We start from the raw sequence: 15,689 nt of genomic DNA, 5'->3' as shown, positions 1-15,689 counted from the left end.
GAAATGTCTAATCAATACTTTATGTATTTTTCTTTTTTCGTATGAAACTGCCCAGCGTAGCCTGCCTCCGCAGGGGTACGCTATCGGCATCGCTCCTTTCTCTTCACTCGATCAGAAAATAGGTTTAGCTCAGTGCTAAACCTATAGATTTAGTGCTTAAGTAGACATTTCAGATTAATTTAGACTGACTTTTTTAGCAGTTCATCTTCCTATAGACTGTATCCAAATTTCTTGAAGACTTGTACATAATAAAAGGCTTGGTTAAACCAAGCCTCTATATATACCAAGCATTTACTACACCAAGATTAATTTAGACTGACTCTTACTTTAGTTCATCTTCCTATAGACTGTATCCAAATATTCTGAAATCTGATAGCACACTTCCTGGTTACTCGTAAAAAAAAGGTTTGGCTGTGAACCAAACCTCAATAATTGCTGTGCTTAACAACGTACAAAATTAATTTAGTTCTACTCTGTACTACAGTTCATCATCCTAGAGGATGTGTATAAATATTCAGAAATTTGGTATTTCATAACTTGATAAAAATCTTAACTAATTTTTTGAAAAAATACACAAAAAATCTACCTAAAGTTAATCCTGTTTAAAGATTTCTGGATTAAGCTAAAGACTCTAATCACCAAGATAGATTCTGATATATCCCCTCTATATTTTTTCTGCTCAACCAGTGTATAAAAATATCGCCCATCAATTTACTTCTAATCTGACGAAAGTCTATCTTTTACTTATAATTTTTCAAAAAAAGACCCTGGAAGAATATCCAGGGTGCATACACGTTTTTCAGGCATTAACAGGCTGAATAATAACTTTGTAAAATAGTTATTTCTACTATCTATAGAATGATACGAATATTGATCTATATATGGTATTGATGGTTTTTTGTTGCTTGTTCTATTGATATATAGTATTTAATAACACCAATAGGCATATTTTGATGAGCTTTTCTATTTCTTTAGGATCATGTTAAACATTGTTTAACATGATATGGATATATTATTATTAGGAAGTTAGAGGATATTTTGAAATTAATTTTTGATTAATACTCATACATCAAGTACGAAATCTAGGGGCAATATCTTGCGAGTACTCCGTTGAAGAACTTGCAGATCCTCGCCGATGCCTTAGAAAGGATACGCGATAGCATATATGGGCTATTTTTTGCCTCATTAACTGTATGTTTCAGTTGGTTAGTGCCAGTCACAAAAAAGGCATGGCTAAAAGCCATGCCCTATATATACCAAGTGTTTACCATACCTTGCTAATTTATAATTACTTTGATTTCAGTTCATCTGTCTAGAGTGTGTTGACATACTCTAACGATAGGCATGAAAAAAGGTTTAGCACTCAGCTAAACCTTCATTGAAAGCAGTTATTCGACACACCAAAATTAATTTAGAGCTACTCTTAATTCTGGTCATCTTCCTCTAGGATGTGTACAATGATTATAAAATCTGGTACTGATATATATTGATAACATAGAAATTATTTCAACCCCCTTTAGATAGATAAATATTTTAATAGATGTGATTAAAAATAAAATTGATCGCAGATAAAATTAATAGGCATCAATGGTCTAATTTAACAAAGCTTAAATAAAATTATTCTCAAGCTTTTGGTTGTATTAAACTGAATACGTTTCAGTTAAGAAGAATAGTAGTAGTGGTCTGTCTCATTAATTCTGAAGGTTTATAAAAGTTCGTAGTAAGGACTTTAGTCCTTGATTTGAGCGATAAATTGCTCACTACAAACCTAGCAAAATTAATGCGATAGACCAGTAGTAGCGCAGCAAGCTTAATTTGTTGGGTTGAGCAATCATAAAATAATTTTGTTTACGACTTTCTATATTTTTGAACCCAATGTTTTAGCATTGACATGTTAGTAGTAGTTTATACTTTGTAATTATTCAAATGCTTGTCACATATAGCTTTTAGCAGTTTTATACCTGATTTCTATCAGACTTTGTGAGAAATACGGGCCAACCTACGCCAGTTTTAATTTTTAACCTTAACCCAAGCGTATTGACATTAAACTTCAATAAATAATCTAGAAACAAATTTCTGCATAGGTGTAGCCTGTCATAGACATCGCGCTATACTAAAGTAGTAGATAGCCTTGGACAAAAGATGAAAAGCTACTTCTTTTCAGGAATATATCAAAAATAATCTCTTGGTTTAACCTAAACAATCGTGTCTGTACAACTAATAAAGAGTGTGTCTAAATTAGATTAAGCACGTAAACTTCAGTACAAAATTTAACAGTTAATAACTTGAATTACTTGTTTATTTAGTATCTTTAAAATCTCCAAGCATACATAGTTCAAGCCGATACTGTTTTAAATCATCATCTGATCTTTTTATATAAAGTTATGGTGAATTTATTAAGAAAATATTCTGTAATTTTGCGTATAATCGAAAAGTATCCGCTAAACCTCTCAGCTTGAGGTTTTCTTACCTCAGCAATTTTTGCGTGGGTAAGAATTATCAAATAGGCAAAAGTAAAACACATTAGCTAATTCTGACCGAGTACTATTCCATAAGTTCGCGCGAAGCTTCGTCTGTATCTCCCTAATAGAGACAGACGAGGAATCCTAATAAAATCTTCTGGAGAAGAGATGTATTTGGCACATTCATTCATGAGTGATGAAAAGCAGCAAAACTCTCACCAGCCTTTGATTTTGGCAGTGGAAGACCATGATGATAGTCTTTTGCTGATTAGTTATGCTCTTGAGTTAATGGGTTGTAGATTTATTTGTCAAACAGATTGTTCTGCAACAGTGCTGGTGGCTAAAGAATATCAACCGGACTTAATTTTGTTGGATATTTTGTTACCAGGTCTTAGCGGTATCGATGTTGTGCGTCATCTAAAGCAAGAACCCTTAACTTCCAAAATTCCAGCGATCGCAGTCACGGCTTTAGCTACCACGGAGGATCGAGAGCGTATCCTCAAGGCAGGATTTGATGATTATATCAGCAAACCCTATATGATTGAGGACTTAGAGGCTATAATTCGCCGTGTATTGGGAGGAAAATTCTCTCCTTACTCAGCTTTTGAACTTTGTCAAGATTAGCAATCCAGCAGAAAAATGTCCCCGTGAAGAAGTTAAATGTTCTTGGGTAGTTGGACAGTGAATAAAGTACCTTTACCTACTTCAGAAGCAACCTGGATAGTTCCTGCGTGCCCTTCTACAATCCTGTGGGATAAATGTAGCCCTAAGCCACTACCTGAACGTTTATGTTTGCCTTGGCGAAATCGCTCAAAAATTGTTGCCTGATCTTCGGGTGCAATTCCATATCCTGTATCTTGTACCTCAATTGTTACCGAATCTTGATTTCCTGGAAGAGGTGATGTTTCAAAAATGCGGATTGTGATCCCTCCTGTATCTGTAAATTTGATGGCATTGGCGATCAAATTGTTTAGCACTCGGCGTAGTTCTAAGCGATCGCCCATAATAACCCCAGCATTTTTATCCAGTGAATCTAATTTACTGGTGTCTGTTGTCAGGGTCAAACCTTTTTCATTAGTTAGAGGGCTTAGTTCACTCACTACTTCTTCAGATATCTCACGTAAATCGCATACTTCCCAATTCAACGTTTTTTTACCTGCCTCGAAGCGATAAACTTCTAGGAGGGTGTTTACCATGTCCATCAAATTTTGGTTACTGCGAATCATAACTGCGATCGCCTGTTTCATTTCCGGCGAGATTTTGCAGAATGTTTCCATTTCAAACAAACTCAACATCCGATCGGCAGCTACTAAAGGAGTTCGCAAATCATGAGTCAGACGGGAAACAAAGTCTTCCCGTTGGCGAGTCATTTTTTGTTGTTCGTCTAGACTGTGCTTGAGACGTAATAGCGATCGCACTCTTGCCAGTAGTTCATCCGTATCAAATGGTTTACGAATAAAATCGTCAGCACCAGCATCTAAACCTTCGACAACGCTAGATTCATGAAAAGCAGTAATCAGCAGAATTGGAATATAACTAATTGCTGGGTTATTCCGAATCCGACGCGTGACTTCATAACCATCCATCCCCGGCATCATTACATCTAACAAAATCAGATCGGGTGGAGATTTTTCAACTTGTCTCAAAGCCTTTATTCCATCTGAAGCCAAATCAATTTCATATCCCTCACTTTCTAAAATCGCTTGAACCAAAATAAGATTATCTCGAGTGTCATCAACTGCGAGAATACGATAAATTTTATTATTTTCAACTACAGACATAATTTATAAATTTTTCTCAGTTTTTTGGAAGTAATTTATAGTTTAAATTTAGGATATCCTATCGGTGCTTGCCTAGCTTGAGAAGATGACTGATGGGGATTTTTTGCTCTACCAAAAATTCCGTCGCTGTCTAATTGTAAATTAGGAGGATCATCTGCCACATTTTGTAATGTGATTTGACGCGGCAATTCAATTTTAAACATTGAACCAATGCCCAATTTGCTCTCCAGAAAAATTTTGCCGCCCATCATTCGCACCAATGAATCTACAATTGCCAAACCCAGACCAGTCCCTGGATATTTGCGAGTGATAGTTTGATCGACTTGGCGAAATGCTTCAAAGATACGTTTAAAATCTCTGGATGCTATACCAATACCTGTATCCCGAACAATAATTACTACTTGATTTGTAGGTAGTTCCTTAACCTCAACCCAAATCTCGCCAGACTCTGTGAACTTAATCGCATTGGAGAGTAGGTTAGTTAAAATTTGTCTGATCCGAACAGGATCGTTAAATATCAAAGGATTTTGCAAATCGGTTTGCACTAACAATGACAGCTTTTTAGCATCAGCGAGGGAACGCATTTCACCTACAGCGAGATTTATCACCTTTGATACATCAAATATTTCCGCCTTTAAGTCTAATCGTCCTATCTCCAGCTTAGAAAAGTCAAGAACTTCATTGAGTAGCATCAGTAAATGCTTCCCATTATTCAAGATGCGCTCAACCATATCTGCTTGCTGGTTACTTAGTTGACCGAACTTAGGACGCAGCAGTATTTGCGAAAAACCAATAATCGCATTCATCGGCGTTCTGAGTTCGTGAGACATAGTGGCCAAAAAATGTGATTTTAACCGTGATGCCTCCAACAGCTTAAAGTTTTGTATTTGAATCTGTTCTTGTTGTCTCTCCAATTCTTGGTTCTTACGAATGAGTTTTTCATTACTTTCTCTAAGCTGCTCTTTTGCCAAAGCTGCCTGCATTTCAGCCCGATAAATCCGAATCGCACTCCGCAAAACCTGTGCCAAGTTTTCTGATGATATCCTAGACTTAGAGAGATAGTCTGTAGCACCAGCTTTAATTAATTGAACAGACATTTGTTCATCTTTTTGACCAGTCAAGACTACTATAGGAACTTGAATTTCCGAAAAACGTAGCCGTTGAATCAAGGTTAGTCCATCCTGGTTTGGTAAATCATAGTCGAGGAAAACACAATCATAAGCAGTAATGCTTAAGGCAGAAAACGCATCATTGCCATTGCCGACTTCAGACAGTTCCATCTGAATACCTGCCATCGTCAGGGCCTGACGGACTACCATCCTGTCTACTTCGTCATCGTCTACAACCAAAATTTTCAGCGTCTCTTCCATCGTTTTTAATTTTTGCCGCCAAACATAGGTTGATGTATAACATTTCTCTTTTGAGATTATCCAATTAAAAAAAATATAAGATTTTCGGAGATTTAAAATCTGTAACTTGATTAACTAAGGCGTTTAGCACAATATCCAATACTTGTTTTGCGTTGCCATCATCTTGACATTAGGCAAGATGAAAGGCTTGAGGATATGTCTGGCTAGATTTAAGTCGTCAGCTTTCACTCGGTGTTGATCTTGATTTGAGGTTGTCATTACAATTACAGGAGTTGCTTTTAAAGCTAATTGTTGGGTTAAATTTAGTCTGTTGTATTTTTAATCTGTTTAGTTTGCCAGACTATTGAAATTAAACTCCTAGCAAACGACCAATGGCTTTCAAAAAACTAGCAATTAACAAATCGAAAACTATTGCTCTAGGCACAACAGACAGAACTGATATAAAGTAAAATAAAATACTTTACTAAGCTTAAACCAATTGTAAATGAGTGAGCAAGCGACCGTCGTCAGCCATTGGTGAGAGTTGCATACCATTATCGTGTACCATAAGCTTGAGCAGTTTTAACCATTAGATTTGGTTAGACCAGGTAAATAAGAAAGTGCTTCCTATACCTATTTGTGAATCACAAGTAATCCTACCTCCTGCAATTTCAACAATTTTCTTAACGATCGCAAACTTTCACAGTTTGGAAAATTCCCAAAACCTCCTCGCAAACTTTGGGAAGAATACCAAGTCTTTCTAAGCCTTTTGGCATTAAAAAGATTACTTGCCCACTTTGACTGCCGAAGGGTTTAACTTTTGAGCCATAAGTCCCCCACCATCTGGATGCACGAGTAATTACCCCATGCAGTTGTAGTTGAATTCCTTTTGAGATTGTCCACCATTGAGCCTGACTTTTCACGTGATAGGGAAAAGAAGAGGCGAAACCTAAACCCCAAGTCCTCAAACCTTGTAGGGTTGGGGGAGAATTTAAAACCTCTTTCCTATAAGGAAAAAGGAATGGAAGTGAGGTTTTCCAGATCCCGTTAAAAGTCAGAACTTCGTCCATTTTTATAAGCTTTGTTCAAAGCTTTGTACAAGATAATAGGAAATAACTAATGAAAGATGGCAACTAAAAGCTGAATTCTGAGCAAAAGAGAGCAATTTGGCATTCATCTCAATATTTCATACTTTTTGTGCAAGTATCTATATATCTCCAGCTAGATATGTCCTCTATCTAAATATAAAAAAAGAGGAAATTTATTATTTCTAGCGATGGATGCAGACTGGTTAAAATATCATCTATCTTTGGTTTGGGGAAATAAGAGAAAGCGCTAAACGAAAGGTAATACTTTGAAAGATGCAAACAGCGTAAGAGCGGGTATAGCGATGAATGAAATTAGCATTATTTTAATTGAAGATCATGACTTAACACGAATGGGGCTAAGAGCGGCATTACAGTCTCACAGCGCCTTGAAAGTAATAGGCGAAGCAGCAAATGCGACTCAAGGACTAAAACTTTTGGAAACGGCAAAGCCAGATGTAGCTGTTGTAGACATCGGTTTACCTGACATGGATGGCATTGAACTCACCCGTAAATTCAAACGCCATCAAGCTGAAACTGGTCAGACGACAACGAAAATTCTGATCCTAACAATGGATCACACTGAAGACGCTGTACTTGCAGCTTTTGCAGCAGGTGCTGATTCTTATTACATGAAAGAAACAAGTATCAGTAAATTAACTGAGGCGATTCAAGCAACGCACGGCGGTAACTCTTGGATTGATCCGGCGATCGCTAATGTGGTATTGCGGAAAATGCGCCAAGGTATTCCTGGAGAAAGCCAAAATTCTGATAAGCCGAAGACTGTAAAAATTGAGGCGCTAGCGTCAGAATACGAGCAAGTTTTAGAAACATACCCCCTAACTCAACGAGAATTGGAAATCTTAGAATTGATTGTAGCTGGGTGTAGCAATGGGCAAATTGCCGAGAAACTCTATATTACAGTTGGTACCGTAAAGACTCATGTTCGTAATATTCTAAATAAATTATGTGCTGATGATCGTACCCAAGCTGCCGTCAGGGCCTTACGTTCTGGGTTAGTAGCATAAGGAACTGGAAACGAGGGAGATCAGGGAGATGAATTAATAACCAATGCCCAATTCCCATCAACTCAATCGTTCCTGTAAACATTCTGCAATGCGTAGTGCGGCCCCTGGTTTGCCCATACGCCGCAGTCCATTTTCGGCAATAATTTGCAAAATATCAGGATCTTTGAATAGAGACTGGACGATCTCGGCCACTTTAGCTGGTTGCTCAATTAAAATCAAAGATGAGCCTAAAAGACGACTTTGAGCTTCAGCAAAGGCAGGGTTATATTGGGGGCCATTGCCGGGAATAGCGATCGCAGGTTTCCCTAAACCTATAAACTGTTCTGTGGCTGTACCTGCCATTGCGATCGCAAAATCTCCCAAATGCAAGCAGTCATTATAGGATTGTTGAGTCAGCAAAAGATAAGCATTTCTTTGTTTAAATGTCAATACATTTGGATCGGGAAGTTGGATAGGACATACTGATTCCGCCCGCCAGCCTTGGGATTGCACGCTTTGGGATAAAATATTAGAGTCTAAACCAGGAGCGATCGCACCTAAAAATATCACTGTGCCAGAAGTGTAAAACACCGAATCTCGCTCCTGAAAACTTGCCATCAGCGCAGATACAGCAATCATAATTTTTTCCCAGTTGGTGTATGCCTCTGGCGGACGGGAACCAGGAAGAAGAGTCACCATTAAAGGTCTAACCGTTTCTTGCTGGTGACTATCCCGACTATAAAATTGTTGGCGTGAAAAGGTCGGTTGCAGACCATCCATCATCGGATTACCCAAATTAAAAGCGGGAATTGGCCATTGTTTTAATGTTTCCGTCGTCAGCACATCTCTAGGAAACACTGCCTTACAACGGCGACGACTCATTAACCAACGTTCCCAAGGATGGTAGACTGAACCAGAAAAGTTTTCCCAACGCGCGTCTTTGGATTTCCGTGGTAATAATCCAGCTTCATCGCGCACATAATATTCAGATTTCGCCGTACCCACAAAGGCATAATTAGCGCCACTAAAAGTTGCAAACAACAGGGGGACAATATCTCCCACAGCTAAAATTGCTCTTTTATTACCTAATTTTTTTTGAGAACTCACCCATCGGCGGACAGCTTTAATCTGGCTGAGGGTAAGTTGCAATAAACCACCGCGTACATCCCGCGCCAACTGGCGGCCATCCATATAAATAAAGCCGCCAGAAGGCATAGTGCGGACTGAACCGATAAGAGGGATGTCCAACTGTTGGTAAGCATGTCCTTCACCCACCAGAGGTAAAGCAAATATCTCTGGTGGGTTTGATTGTTGTTGGAGTTCTTGCAAAATCCGAACTGCAATTACATCTTCCCCATGACCATTACTTAATACAAGTAACCGTAAAGGAGAAGTTGCAGGTTGGGAGTTAGAAGCTACAGATAAGCGGGATGAATTACTCATAAGAAACAAAATATCAAAATTAACTGTCGTTTGGGTAAGAGGTGTAAATAGGGGAAATCGGTAAATAAGCTGGAAGTTAGTATTATCGCTATTTCTTTGCTTTCCTACAACTAATGCCAAATTCTCAAAGGATGTGTTGTTTAAAATTATTGGAAAAGCTTTTTAATCAAGTCTTTTAATCTAAAATCTAAAATCCAAAATTGATAATTGTCCGATACCTGTAAAGTAGACGATCCTTATTTATGAATCCACTATTTTGTTATTCTGTCAATGCGTAAGTCCTAACTTCTTCACTATCACTAACTGCTTAGGGCAGCAGTTGCAATTGCTCGGCTCGGTAAGCGATCGTTACTTGTCCCCACATCAACACTTCCCACGCTAAATGCTAAATTTTATTTAGCCACCCAGCAGGAGTTTTCTTTTTCTTATGTGGTTCTGGTCTGCCGATTCAGTAGAACAAGAATTATTTGATTTATACGCCCCAGCCCTGCGATCGCTCGGCGTAAATTTTAGTGACGAGCAACTTCAAGACACTCTAGAAGCATCAAGCTATGGTTTAGAAGATGCTTTTAGGAGCGCAATCGTTTACATACTCTGGCTCGAAGAAAATCTGAAGCCGATCTACTCGACTGCGATACTAATTGAGGCACTGACAAATCAATGGCGCACTAAATACTGGAAGCCTGAGTATTTAGAACTTGAACAGTTGCTCTCAAGAGGAAAGCGCTGGTGGAGGGCAGCAGTGGATATGTGGGGTTACGACGAACGTAATCAACTGGTTGCAGATATATTTTACGACCACGGGCAGGAATTTATTAAGTTCCGAAATGGTAAAGAAATTCTAGTTGACACTGCTTATAAGTGGGGATGGGAGCGAGTCGCAGATTATGCGTCCCCGTTTTCAGAAAGTAATTGGTCGCTTGCCAGTATCAATGCAAGGGAATCTTGATCTACAACCGTCAAGCAGCAATCGCTTTAGCTACACGCTATTCTGAGACAGTGTGATTTTTACCTCATTACCCGATACTATACCTGTCCACTTTGGATTTGATGGACAAGCCGATGGTTGGGGGAGCAAAAAAGTTTTGTGGTTCTTACCAATTGTCGGTTTAGCAATTTATGGACTTTTAACATTTATTAGTCGTTATCCTAATACATTTAATTATCCAGTTGTAATTACTGAACAAAATGCTTTGCAACAGTATCAAATTGCTTGTTCAATGTTGGATTAGTTAAAAAGTGAGATGGTTTGGATATTTGTTGACATTGAATGGCAAATATTCCATTTAGCGACTACAGAAAATCCCAATTTAGGGGTATGGTTTATGCCTGTAACATCAATAATTATATTTGGGACAATTGGATATTGGTTAAGTCAATCTTTTCTGGCACGTTAACACCATACAAAATAGTCCTCATCTGCGGAAATTACCATACAAACCTTATATCCCTCTACCCAGTCATAGCAAGAGTTTCAAGTTATGAAGTGTGCCATAGCTGATGGTCTATTGAGTAGTACCAATAGCAGATTTCAATTGAAGTTTAATATTTGTACCTTTTTTAAGGGCAACTTCTCCACCAGGGCTAGACAAAACAAAAGCAGCCGCAGCAGCACCACCTGCTAGCCCACCATGCTTGAACTTGGCTTGATTACCAAGAAAATGACCTGCAATTGTACCACCTAAAATAATTCCTGTATTTTGAATGAACTTACCTTTGGTTTTTGTTTCTAACTTGGTGTTTATTAAAGTTGCATCAATGGGATAAGATGAACCATTTTTAAGCGAAATATCATCAAAAACTAAATGTAAACTTGCTTTTTTTCCTTTAGCAGCTTTGACTACATCTTCCAGGTGTCCCTGTATTTGACCTTCTTGAAGAACTTTATTGACTCCGGTTGAAGAATTCTTGATTTCTAAAACAAAGCGGTCATTATTTTGGCTTTTACTCGTAGATATCTCTTGTTGAAGAACAGTCTCAAAACTTGTTCCAGCAGGTACAGATATTTGTTGATTATTTGGTTGACTAGATGTGCCTTCAGGGAGGGCAGTTTTATTGTTACTAGAAGTATTGTCAGTCTTGGTATTAGTTTTATTACAACTTGATGTGCTACTTAATAAAATAACACTCAATAACAATGGCAACAGATTTTTCATAGCGACGATGTTGATGTAATGAATAATAACAATACAATCTTTTCAGAGTTTTTCGGTTATTTTTATGGAAAACCTGGCTCAAAATCCTTGAAAGCCTTATTCTGTAAGTATTTCATTTAAAACAAAGTTATAATTCTTTATAACCCTTACCCCATCTGAACTTTTCACGGGAAGTACTGAAACCCTCCTCAAGGCTGGCGGCAGAAGCTCTATTTCGCAAGCTAATTAGCGGGGATAATTGCTTCTTGTGGTTCAAAAGACGGATATTTCTCTGGTATATCTGCTGCTGATTCTGTCTCTCTCAATTGCCAAGTTAGTAGCAGTCAACAGCACTATCTACCAGGTTAATTAGGACGATGCCCTCGCTGGATGATACTTGTAGGGCTATGAGATTTTTTCAGCGATCGCTCAACCACTACAATATATTTTCTGAATGTGGGAATTTATGTAAATTTGACCACATATATCTAACGAAAGTTTACAATATAATTACTGAAACTAATCTAGTTACAATTAAAATTAATTAAAGCAGCTTTAACGGGGTGAGAGATGAGGCTTAATGCTGATGTTGCCAGCATTAACACACAAATTGACTTTAGACGAAGCATAGCTGTAATTGAGTATCCAAAATTTTGTTTAAATCTTAACGATTCGTTATTGACAAGTCAACCGAAGTTTAGAATATTTGTTCAGAATTCATCCAATTCACCAACAGCAAAGAAATATTGGTAGAGATAGCGTAATGTTGGGAGCTTGGGAGAGTACTGGAATATGCCAGTATTGAAATATCCAAAAATTAGTAAAATATAAGTTTAGAAGGATTTGAACGTAAAAGAGAAAGCGATCGCCGAATTTCTAGCAGCGCCTCAGCGCCCAATTCCTTTGCCTGTTTGAGAAATGTTAATGCTTTGTCATTATTTGATTCCCAGAACAACAGGGTGTTGTTAATCTGAATAGTTTGGGCAACTAGAGTGTGTCCTAACCCATCATGAATTTCGCGGGCAATTCGATTGCGTTCCTGCAAGGTTGCCTGATCTTCAATCCGTAGCGCATACTGACACAGTTATTGATTAGTGATCTCTAATTGCAGATGAGCAATTTCTAACTGCTCTCGACTTTGGCGCTCTGCAAGCAGAGCATTGATTAACAATAAAGCGAATACTAACGTTAAGCTAAACAATAATATATTACTTAATCGCCAATCCAAAGACATAGCGATCAGCTTTTCTCTCATAAACTTATCAGGTACAATCGGTCTTGATAAAACCAGTGTTCCATAAGTAAGCAGAGATAAACCCAAGACAAGCAACTGTCCCGATCGCTTAAATATTAGACAACTCCGCATCACCAATACTAGACACAGCAGGAAAACGGAGCGACTAGATAAGCTATGTTGAGTTGTTGGCAGCAAAATTAAACCGAATTCGAGGGCTGTATAAAATAATTTTGTTTCCAGCTTCATCATCGGTAGTCTCAAACCCATCAAGCTGAAAGTTGCGATCGCAACAACTCTTAACAGCAACGACCAGGACAACTCAAACGGCAGCACAACTTCTATGAACACTGCCGTGGCTAATAACAGCCACTCTAGGTAAAGCAACAGATGAAACGATGGGTAGGTTAAGAGAACCATAGAACTGTTCCAACTCAATGGCCTTTTTAACAAAACCATAGGTATTTTCACAATTTTAGAATGAAACTCTTCTTTCTATATAACGAATCTCTCTCTAGTATGAATAGAGCCGTTCCGACTGATTAAGCATTCTTAAATTAGGAAAAAAGTCGGTAATACGGTCGATAACACCACAGGGACATCTGTGTCTGAAATCTCAGCACTGAAGGGTACGACTCTCATCACCAAAGACTTACTTTACTGATTTAAAGTTAGAGTTCCCATTCAGGGCATTATTTATAACATCATTAATTTTTAGGAACAGCAGCACAGGTTAATGGTTGTTGCGCCTGAGTAGGAGATTTATCTGCAATTAACTCAATTTTTCCTTGTGTATTACGTCGCCAACCTGTAGCCTGGACAAGAACTACCTCTTTTGTGGGTATTTGAGCTATCACTTCGCCTGTTTTGCGGTATGCAGTCAGATTGCGGATATCAGACCAAGTGTGATCGCTCGTTACCTGCTGAAGGGGATTTTGCGGCACACCACCTCGTCCCGTTGCCACAAAGCGGCTGCCTTCACTATCCGCACAGCCTGTAGCAATTTGCTGAGATGGATCGGTGACATTTGCAGGCAATTCGACTAAACCAGAATTTGGATCGATACCGATAGTATTAACTTGAACCGTGCCACTTACCCCAAATTGGGAACTGGCAGTAATATCACTATCAGGAGTGAGTTGGTTGCCAAACTTCAGCCCAAAGATGCCTTGAGTGGTGATTTGAATATTACCACCTCTGCCTCGGACTGCATTGGCAATAATGTCGCTGTTTTTGAAGCCGACGATGATGGGTGCATTGATGTTTATATTACCTCCATTCCCTGAACCGCCAGCTGTTGAGGTTATCTGGCTATTGTCTTGCAGAAGCAACAGGTTTTTGGTGGACAATTTAATATTGCCACCATTACCGGATTCTGTTTGTGCTTGAATAAACCCTTGATTCTTTAATTGGATGCTGGCTGCACTAATATTAATATTGCCACCATTTCCACTACCTTGACTGGTGACACTGACTGTCCCGCCATCCATCAGCGTTAAGTTCGGTGTGGTAATGCTCACAGTGCCGGCATTCGCTGTTAATATATTTGGTAGACCAAATCGTTTCCGCAATAAAGGATCGGGTCGGATGGTAGAGGCGTTAATGCTGCTATTAGTTGCCCGACCTTGACCACTGATGACGATCGCTTCAGTAGCATTGATCCTCAAATCTCCTCCATTCCCTGCAAAAAATGCGGTAGTGGCAACTGCTCCTCCATCCAAAATTTGCAATTTCGCAGTATCTAGGGTCAAGGTTTTGGCACTTCCGGTTGCAAATGTAGTTGAGCTAATGTTGCTGTAAAGTCCAGAGGGACTTTCTCCGATCACGGTGGTGTTGGTGTTACGAATCGTCACTTTCCCGCTAAAACCACTGCCAAAGGTAGCCGAAGATAGTGAGGCACCGCTTGATACTAGTAGACTATTACCATTGACGAAAACATCACCAGCATTCCCAGTGCCTAGTGTAGTAGTGTTTACCGTGGTGACATCAGCAGGATTATTGGGTGAAAAGCCAGACAGTTCAATGGTGGTTGCATCAATGTAAATATTGCCACTGGGAGCTGCTCCAAGAGTTGTGCTATTCAAACCCGCTCCCGATTTGATAGTGAAGTTGGGAGTAAGAACGCTGATATTCCCACTAGCTCCCATACCCAAAGCATCACTACGCACTCCGCTCCGAATTGTGCCATCAGCTGTTTTAGCAATCATATTAATTGACTCTGTAGCCTGAAGACGAATGTCACCACCGGGGAGATTGCCAAAATTTTGCGCCAGTACCAGAGAGCCATCGGTGAATTGAATTTGCCTACCCTGAATTTGAACCGAACCTGCATTCACGCCGCTGATATCTAATAGCGATCGCTGTGCCAGTTGAATATCGCCAAAGCTTTGTACATTCCCATATCCCAGTGTATAGCCCTGTGCGGTTGGTATCAGCTTTACCAATGCTGTACCGCTTACACTACCCAATTCAACTCGTCCTCTTTCAGCGATTAAGTTTGCCCCATTTAGATGTATGTCGCCACCCACTAAAGCTAGGGTGTTTCCCGGCTCTACCCGCAGTTTTGTAGAACTGGGAGTCTGAATCGGGGGAACCAGAGCCAGTCCACTGACATTCCTCAAGGTATGTCCTGTACCTTGAACAGTGATTGATGCGGGATTGTTACCCAGTTGCAACCCAATGGGAACATTGATACTCAACAACGGGGCAGATTCAGAATTAATTACACTAAACTCAGCACCATCGGCAAATTTAATACTGTTGGCAGTGCTGCCAATAAATGAACCCCCAATGTTTAGTTGGGCATTGGCTCTAAAGATTATCCCACTAGGGTTGATCAAGAACAGACTGACGGGATTGTTGCCGTTAATCTTCTGAATCAAGCCATCAATACTAGAGATATTACCGCCAGTAACACGGCTGAAGATGGTAGAAATGTTGGGCGTGTTTACTAAATCAAAAGTAGCCGAACCGCCAGTGGGAACCGAAAACTGCTGGAAACTGTGAAATAAGTTACTGTTGGCGGCACTACCATTAGTAATGGTGAAGTTATTACCGCTTTGGGAGACAGTAGTATTGAGGGTGCCATCGGGAGTTAGCTGGGCACTCACAGAGGTACACCAAAGGAGCATCCCACCTGTCAGCATTAAATTAATCAAATCCCAGCAAACAAAAGGTGCTTTCATCGCTCACT

The 15,689-nt window shown here is 39.4% G+C and carries 13 protein-coding genes; 4 read left to right on the top strand and 9 right to left on the bottom strand.

Annotated features, from left to right (window positions below; translation table 11 throughout):
• Window positions 1-2,630 precede the first annotated feature (2,630 nt).
• Window positions 2,631-3,086, top strand: coding sequence for a response regulator (locus tag ACFFRD_RS24010; RefSeq protein ID WP_012408171.1), 456 nt, complete (start codon window positions 2,631-2,633; stop codon window positions 3,084-3,086).
• A 32-nt stretch (window positions 3,087-3,118) separates the two neighbouring features.
• Here the strand turns inward: ACFFRD_RS24010 and ACFFRD_RS24005 are convergent, their stop codons facing one another.
• The 4 genes from ACFFRD_RS24005 to ACFFRD_RS23990 all read right to left on the bottom strand — a co-directional run bounded on the left by ACFFRD_RS24005 (window position 3,119) and on the right by ACFFRD_RS23990 (window position 6,662).
• Entirely contained in the window at window positions 3,119-4,243 is a 1,125-nt protein-coding gene (locus ACFFRD_RS24005; RefSeq protein ID WP_392477913.1) for a response regulator, read from the bottom strand.
• Window positions 4,244-4,278: 35 nt separating this feature from the next.
• A complete protein-coding gene (locus ACFFRD_RS24000; RefSeq protein ID WP_392477911.1) occupies window positions 4,279-5,613 on the bottom strand; it encodes an ATP-binding protein in 1,335 nt (444 codons plus the stop codon).
• Window positions 5,614-5,736: 123 nt separating this feature from the next.
• Entirely contained in the window at window positions 5,737-5,871 is a 135-nt protein-coding gene (locus tag ACFFRD_RS23995) for a hypothetical protein (protein WP_256874388.1), read from the bottom strand.
• Window positions 5,872-6,275: 404 nt separating this feature from the next.
• Window positions 6,276-6,662: a hypothetical protein gene (locus ACFFRD_RS23990; RefSeq protein ID WP_392477909.1), complete on the bottom strand. Its 387-nt coding sequence runs from the start codon at window positions 6,660-6,662 to the stop codon at window positions 6,276-6,278.
• 320 nt (window positions 6,663-6,982) lie between these two features.
• Here ACFFRD_RS23990 and ACFFRD_RS23985 point away from each other — a divergent pair, with 320 nt between their 5' ends.
• On the top strand, window positions 6,983-7,705 hold the full coding sequence (locus ACFFRD_RS23985) for a response regulator transcription factor (protein WP_012408175.1): 723 nt from the start codon (window positions 6,983-6,985) through the stop codon (window positions 7,703-7,705).
• 57 nt (window positions 7,706-7,762) lie between these two features.
• Here the strand turns inward: ACFFRD_RS23985 and ACFFRD_RS23980 are convergent, their stop codons facing one another.
• Entirely contained in the window at window positions 7,763-9,127 is a 1,365-nt protein-coding gene (locus tag ACFFRD_RS23980; RefSeq protein WP_392477906.1) for a lipid-A-disaccharide synthase-related protein, read from the bottom strand.
• A gap of 427 nt (window positions 9,128-9,554) precedes the next feature.
• Here ACFFRD_RS23980 and ACFFRD_RS23975 point away from each other — a divergent pair, with 427 nt between their 5' ends.
• Both ACFFRD_RS23975 and ACFFRD_RS23970 read left to right on the top strand, forming a co-directional pair.
• Window positions 9,555-10,076 (top strand): hypothetical protein, encoded by a 522-nt coding sequence (locus tag ACFFRD_RS23975; RefSeq protein ID WP_392477905.1) that lies wholly within the window; start codon window positions 9,555-9,557, stop codon window positions 10,074-10,076.
• Between the two features lie 52 nt (window positions 10,077-10,128).
• Window positions 10,129-10,359: a DUF1648 domain-containing protein gene (locus ACFFRD_RS23970; RefSeq protein ID WP_392477904.1), complete on the top strand. Its 231-nt coding sequence runs from the start codon at window positions 10,129-10,131 to the stop codon at window positions 10,357-10,359.
• A 273-nt stretch (window positions 10,360-10,632) separates the two neighbouring features.
• Here ACFFRD_RS23970 and ACFFRD_RS23965 read toward each other — a convergent pair whose 3' ends face one another.
• From ACFFRD_RS23965 to ACFFRD_RS23950, 4 genes are all read right to left on the bottom strand, one after another.
• Window positions 10,633-11,283 carry a hypothetical protein gene (locus ACFFRD_RS23965; protein ID WP_392477902.1) on the bottom strand — a complete coding sequence of 217 codons (651 nt, stop codon included), beginning with the start codon at window positions 11,281-11,283 and terminating at the stop codon, window positions 10,633-10,635.
• Between the two features lie 796 nt (window positions 11,284-12,079).
• Window positions 12,080-12,307, bottom strand: a complete 228-nt coding sequence (locus ACFFRD_RS23960) for a histidine kinase (protein ID WP_392477900.1) — start codon at window positions 12,305-12,307, stop codon at window positions 12,080-12,082.
• Window positions 12,308-12,346: 39 nt separating this feature from the next.
• Window positions 12,347-12,916 (bottom strand): hypothetical protein, encoded by a 570-nt coding sequence (locus tag ACFFRD_RS23955; RefSeq protein ID WP_392477898.1) that lies wholly within the window; start codon window positions 12,914-12,916, stop codon window positions 12,347-12,349.
• Window positions 12,917-13,203: 287 nt separating this feature from the next.
• Entirely contained in the window at window positions 13,204-15,681 is a 2,478-nt protein-coding gene (locus tag ACFFRD_RS23950; RefSeq protein ID WP_392477896.1) for a filamentous hemagglutinin N-terminal domain-containing protein, read from the bottom strand.
• Window positions 15,682-15,689 lie beyond the last annotated feature (8 nt).

The sequence above is a fragment of the Nostoc sp. C110 genome (assembly GCF_043099725.1).
In the GTDB taxonomy this organism is placed as follows: Bacteria; Cyanobacteriota; Cyanobacteriia; order Cyanobacteriales; family Nostocaceae; genus Nostoc; species Nostoc muscorum_A.
Note: the sequence above shows the minus strand (reverse complement) of the source record. Positions and strands in the feature narration are given on the sequence as shown.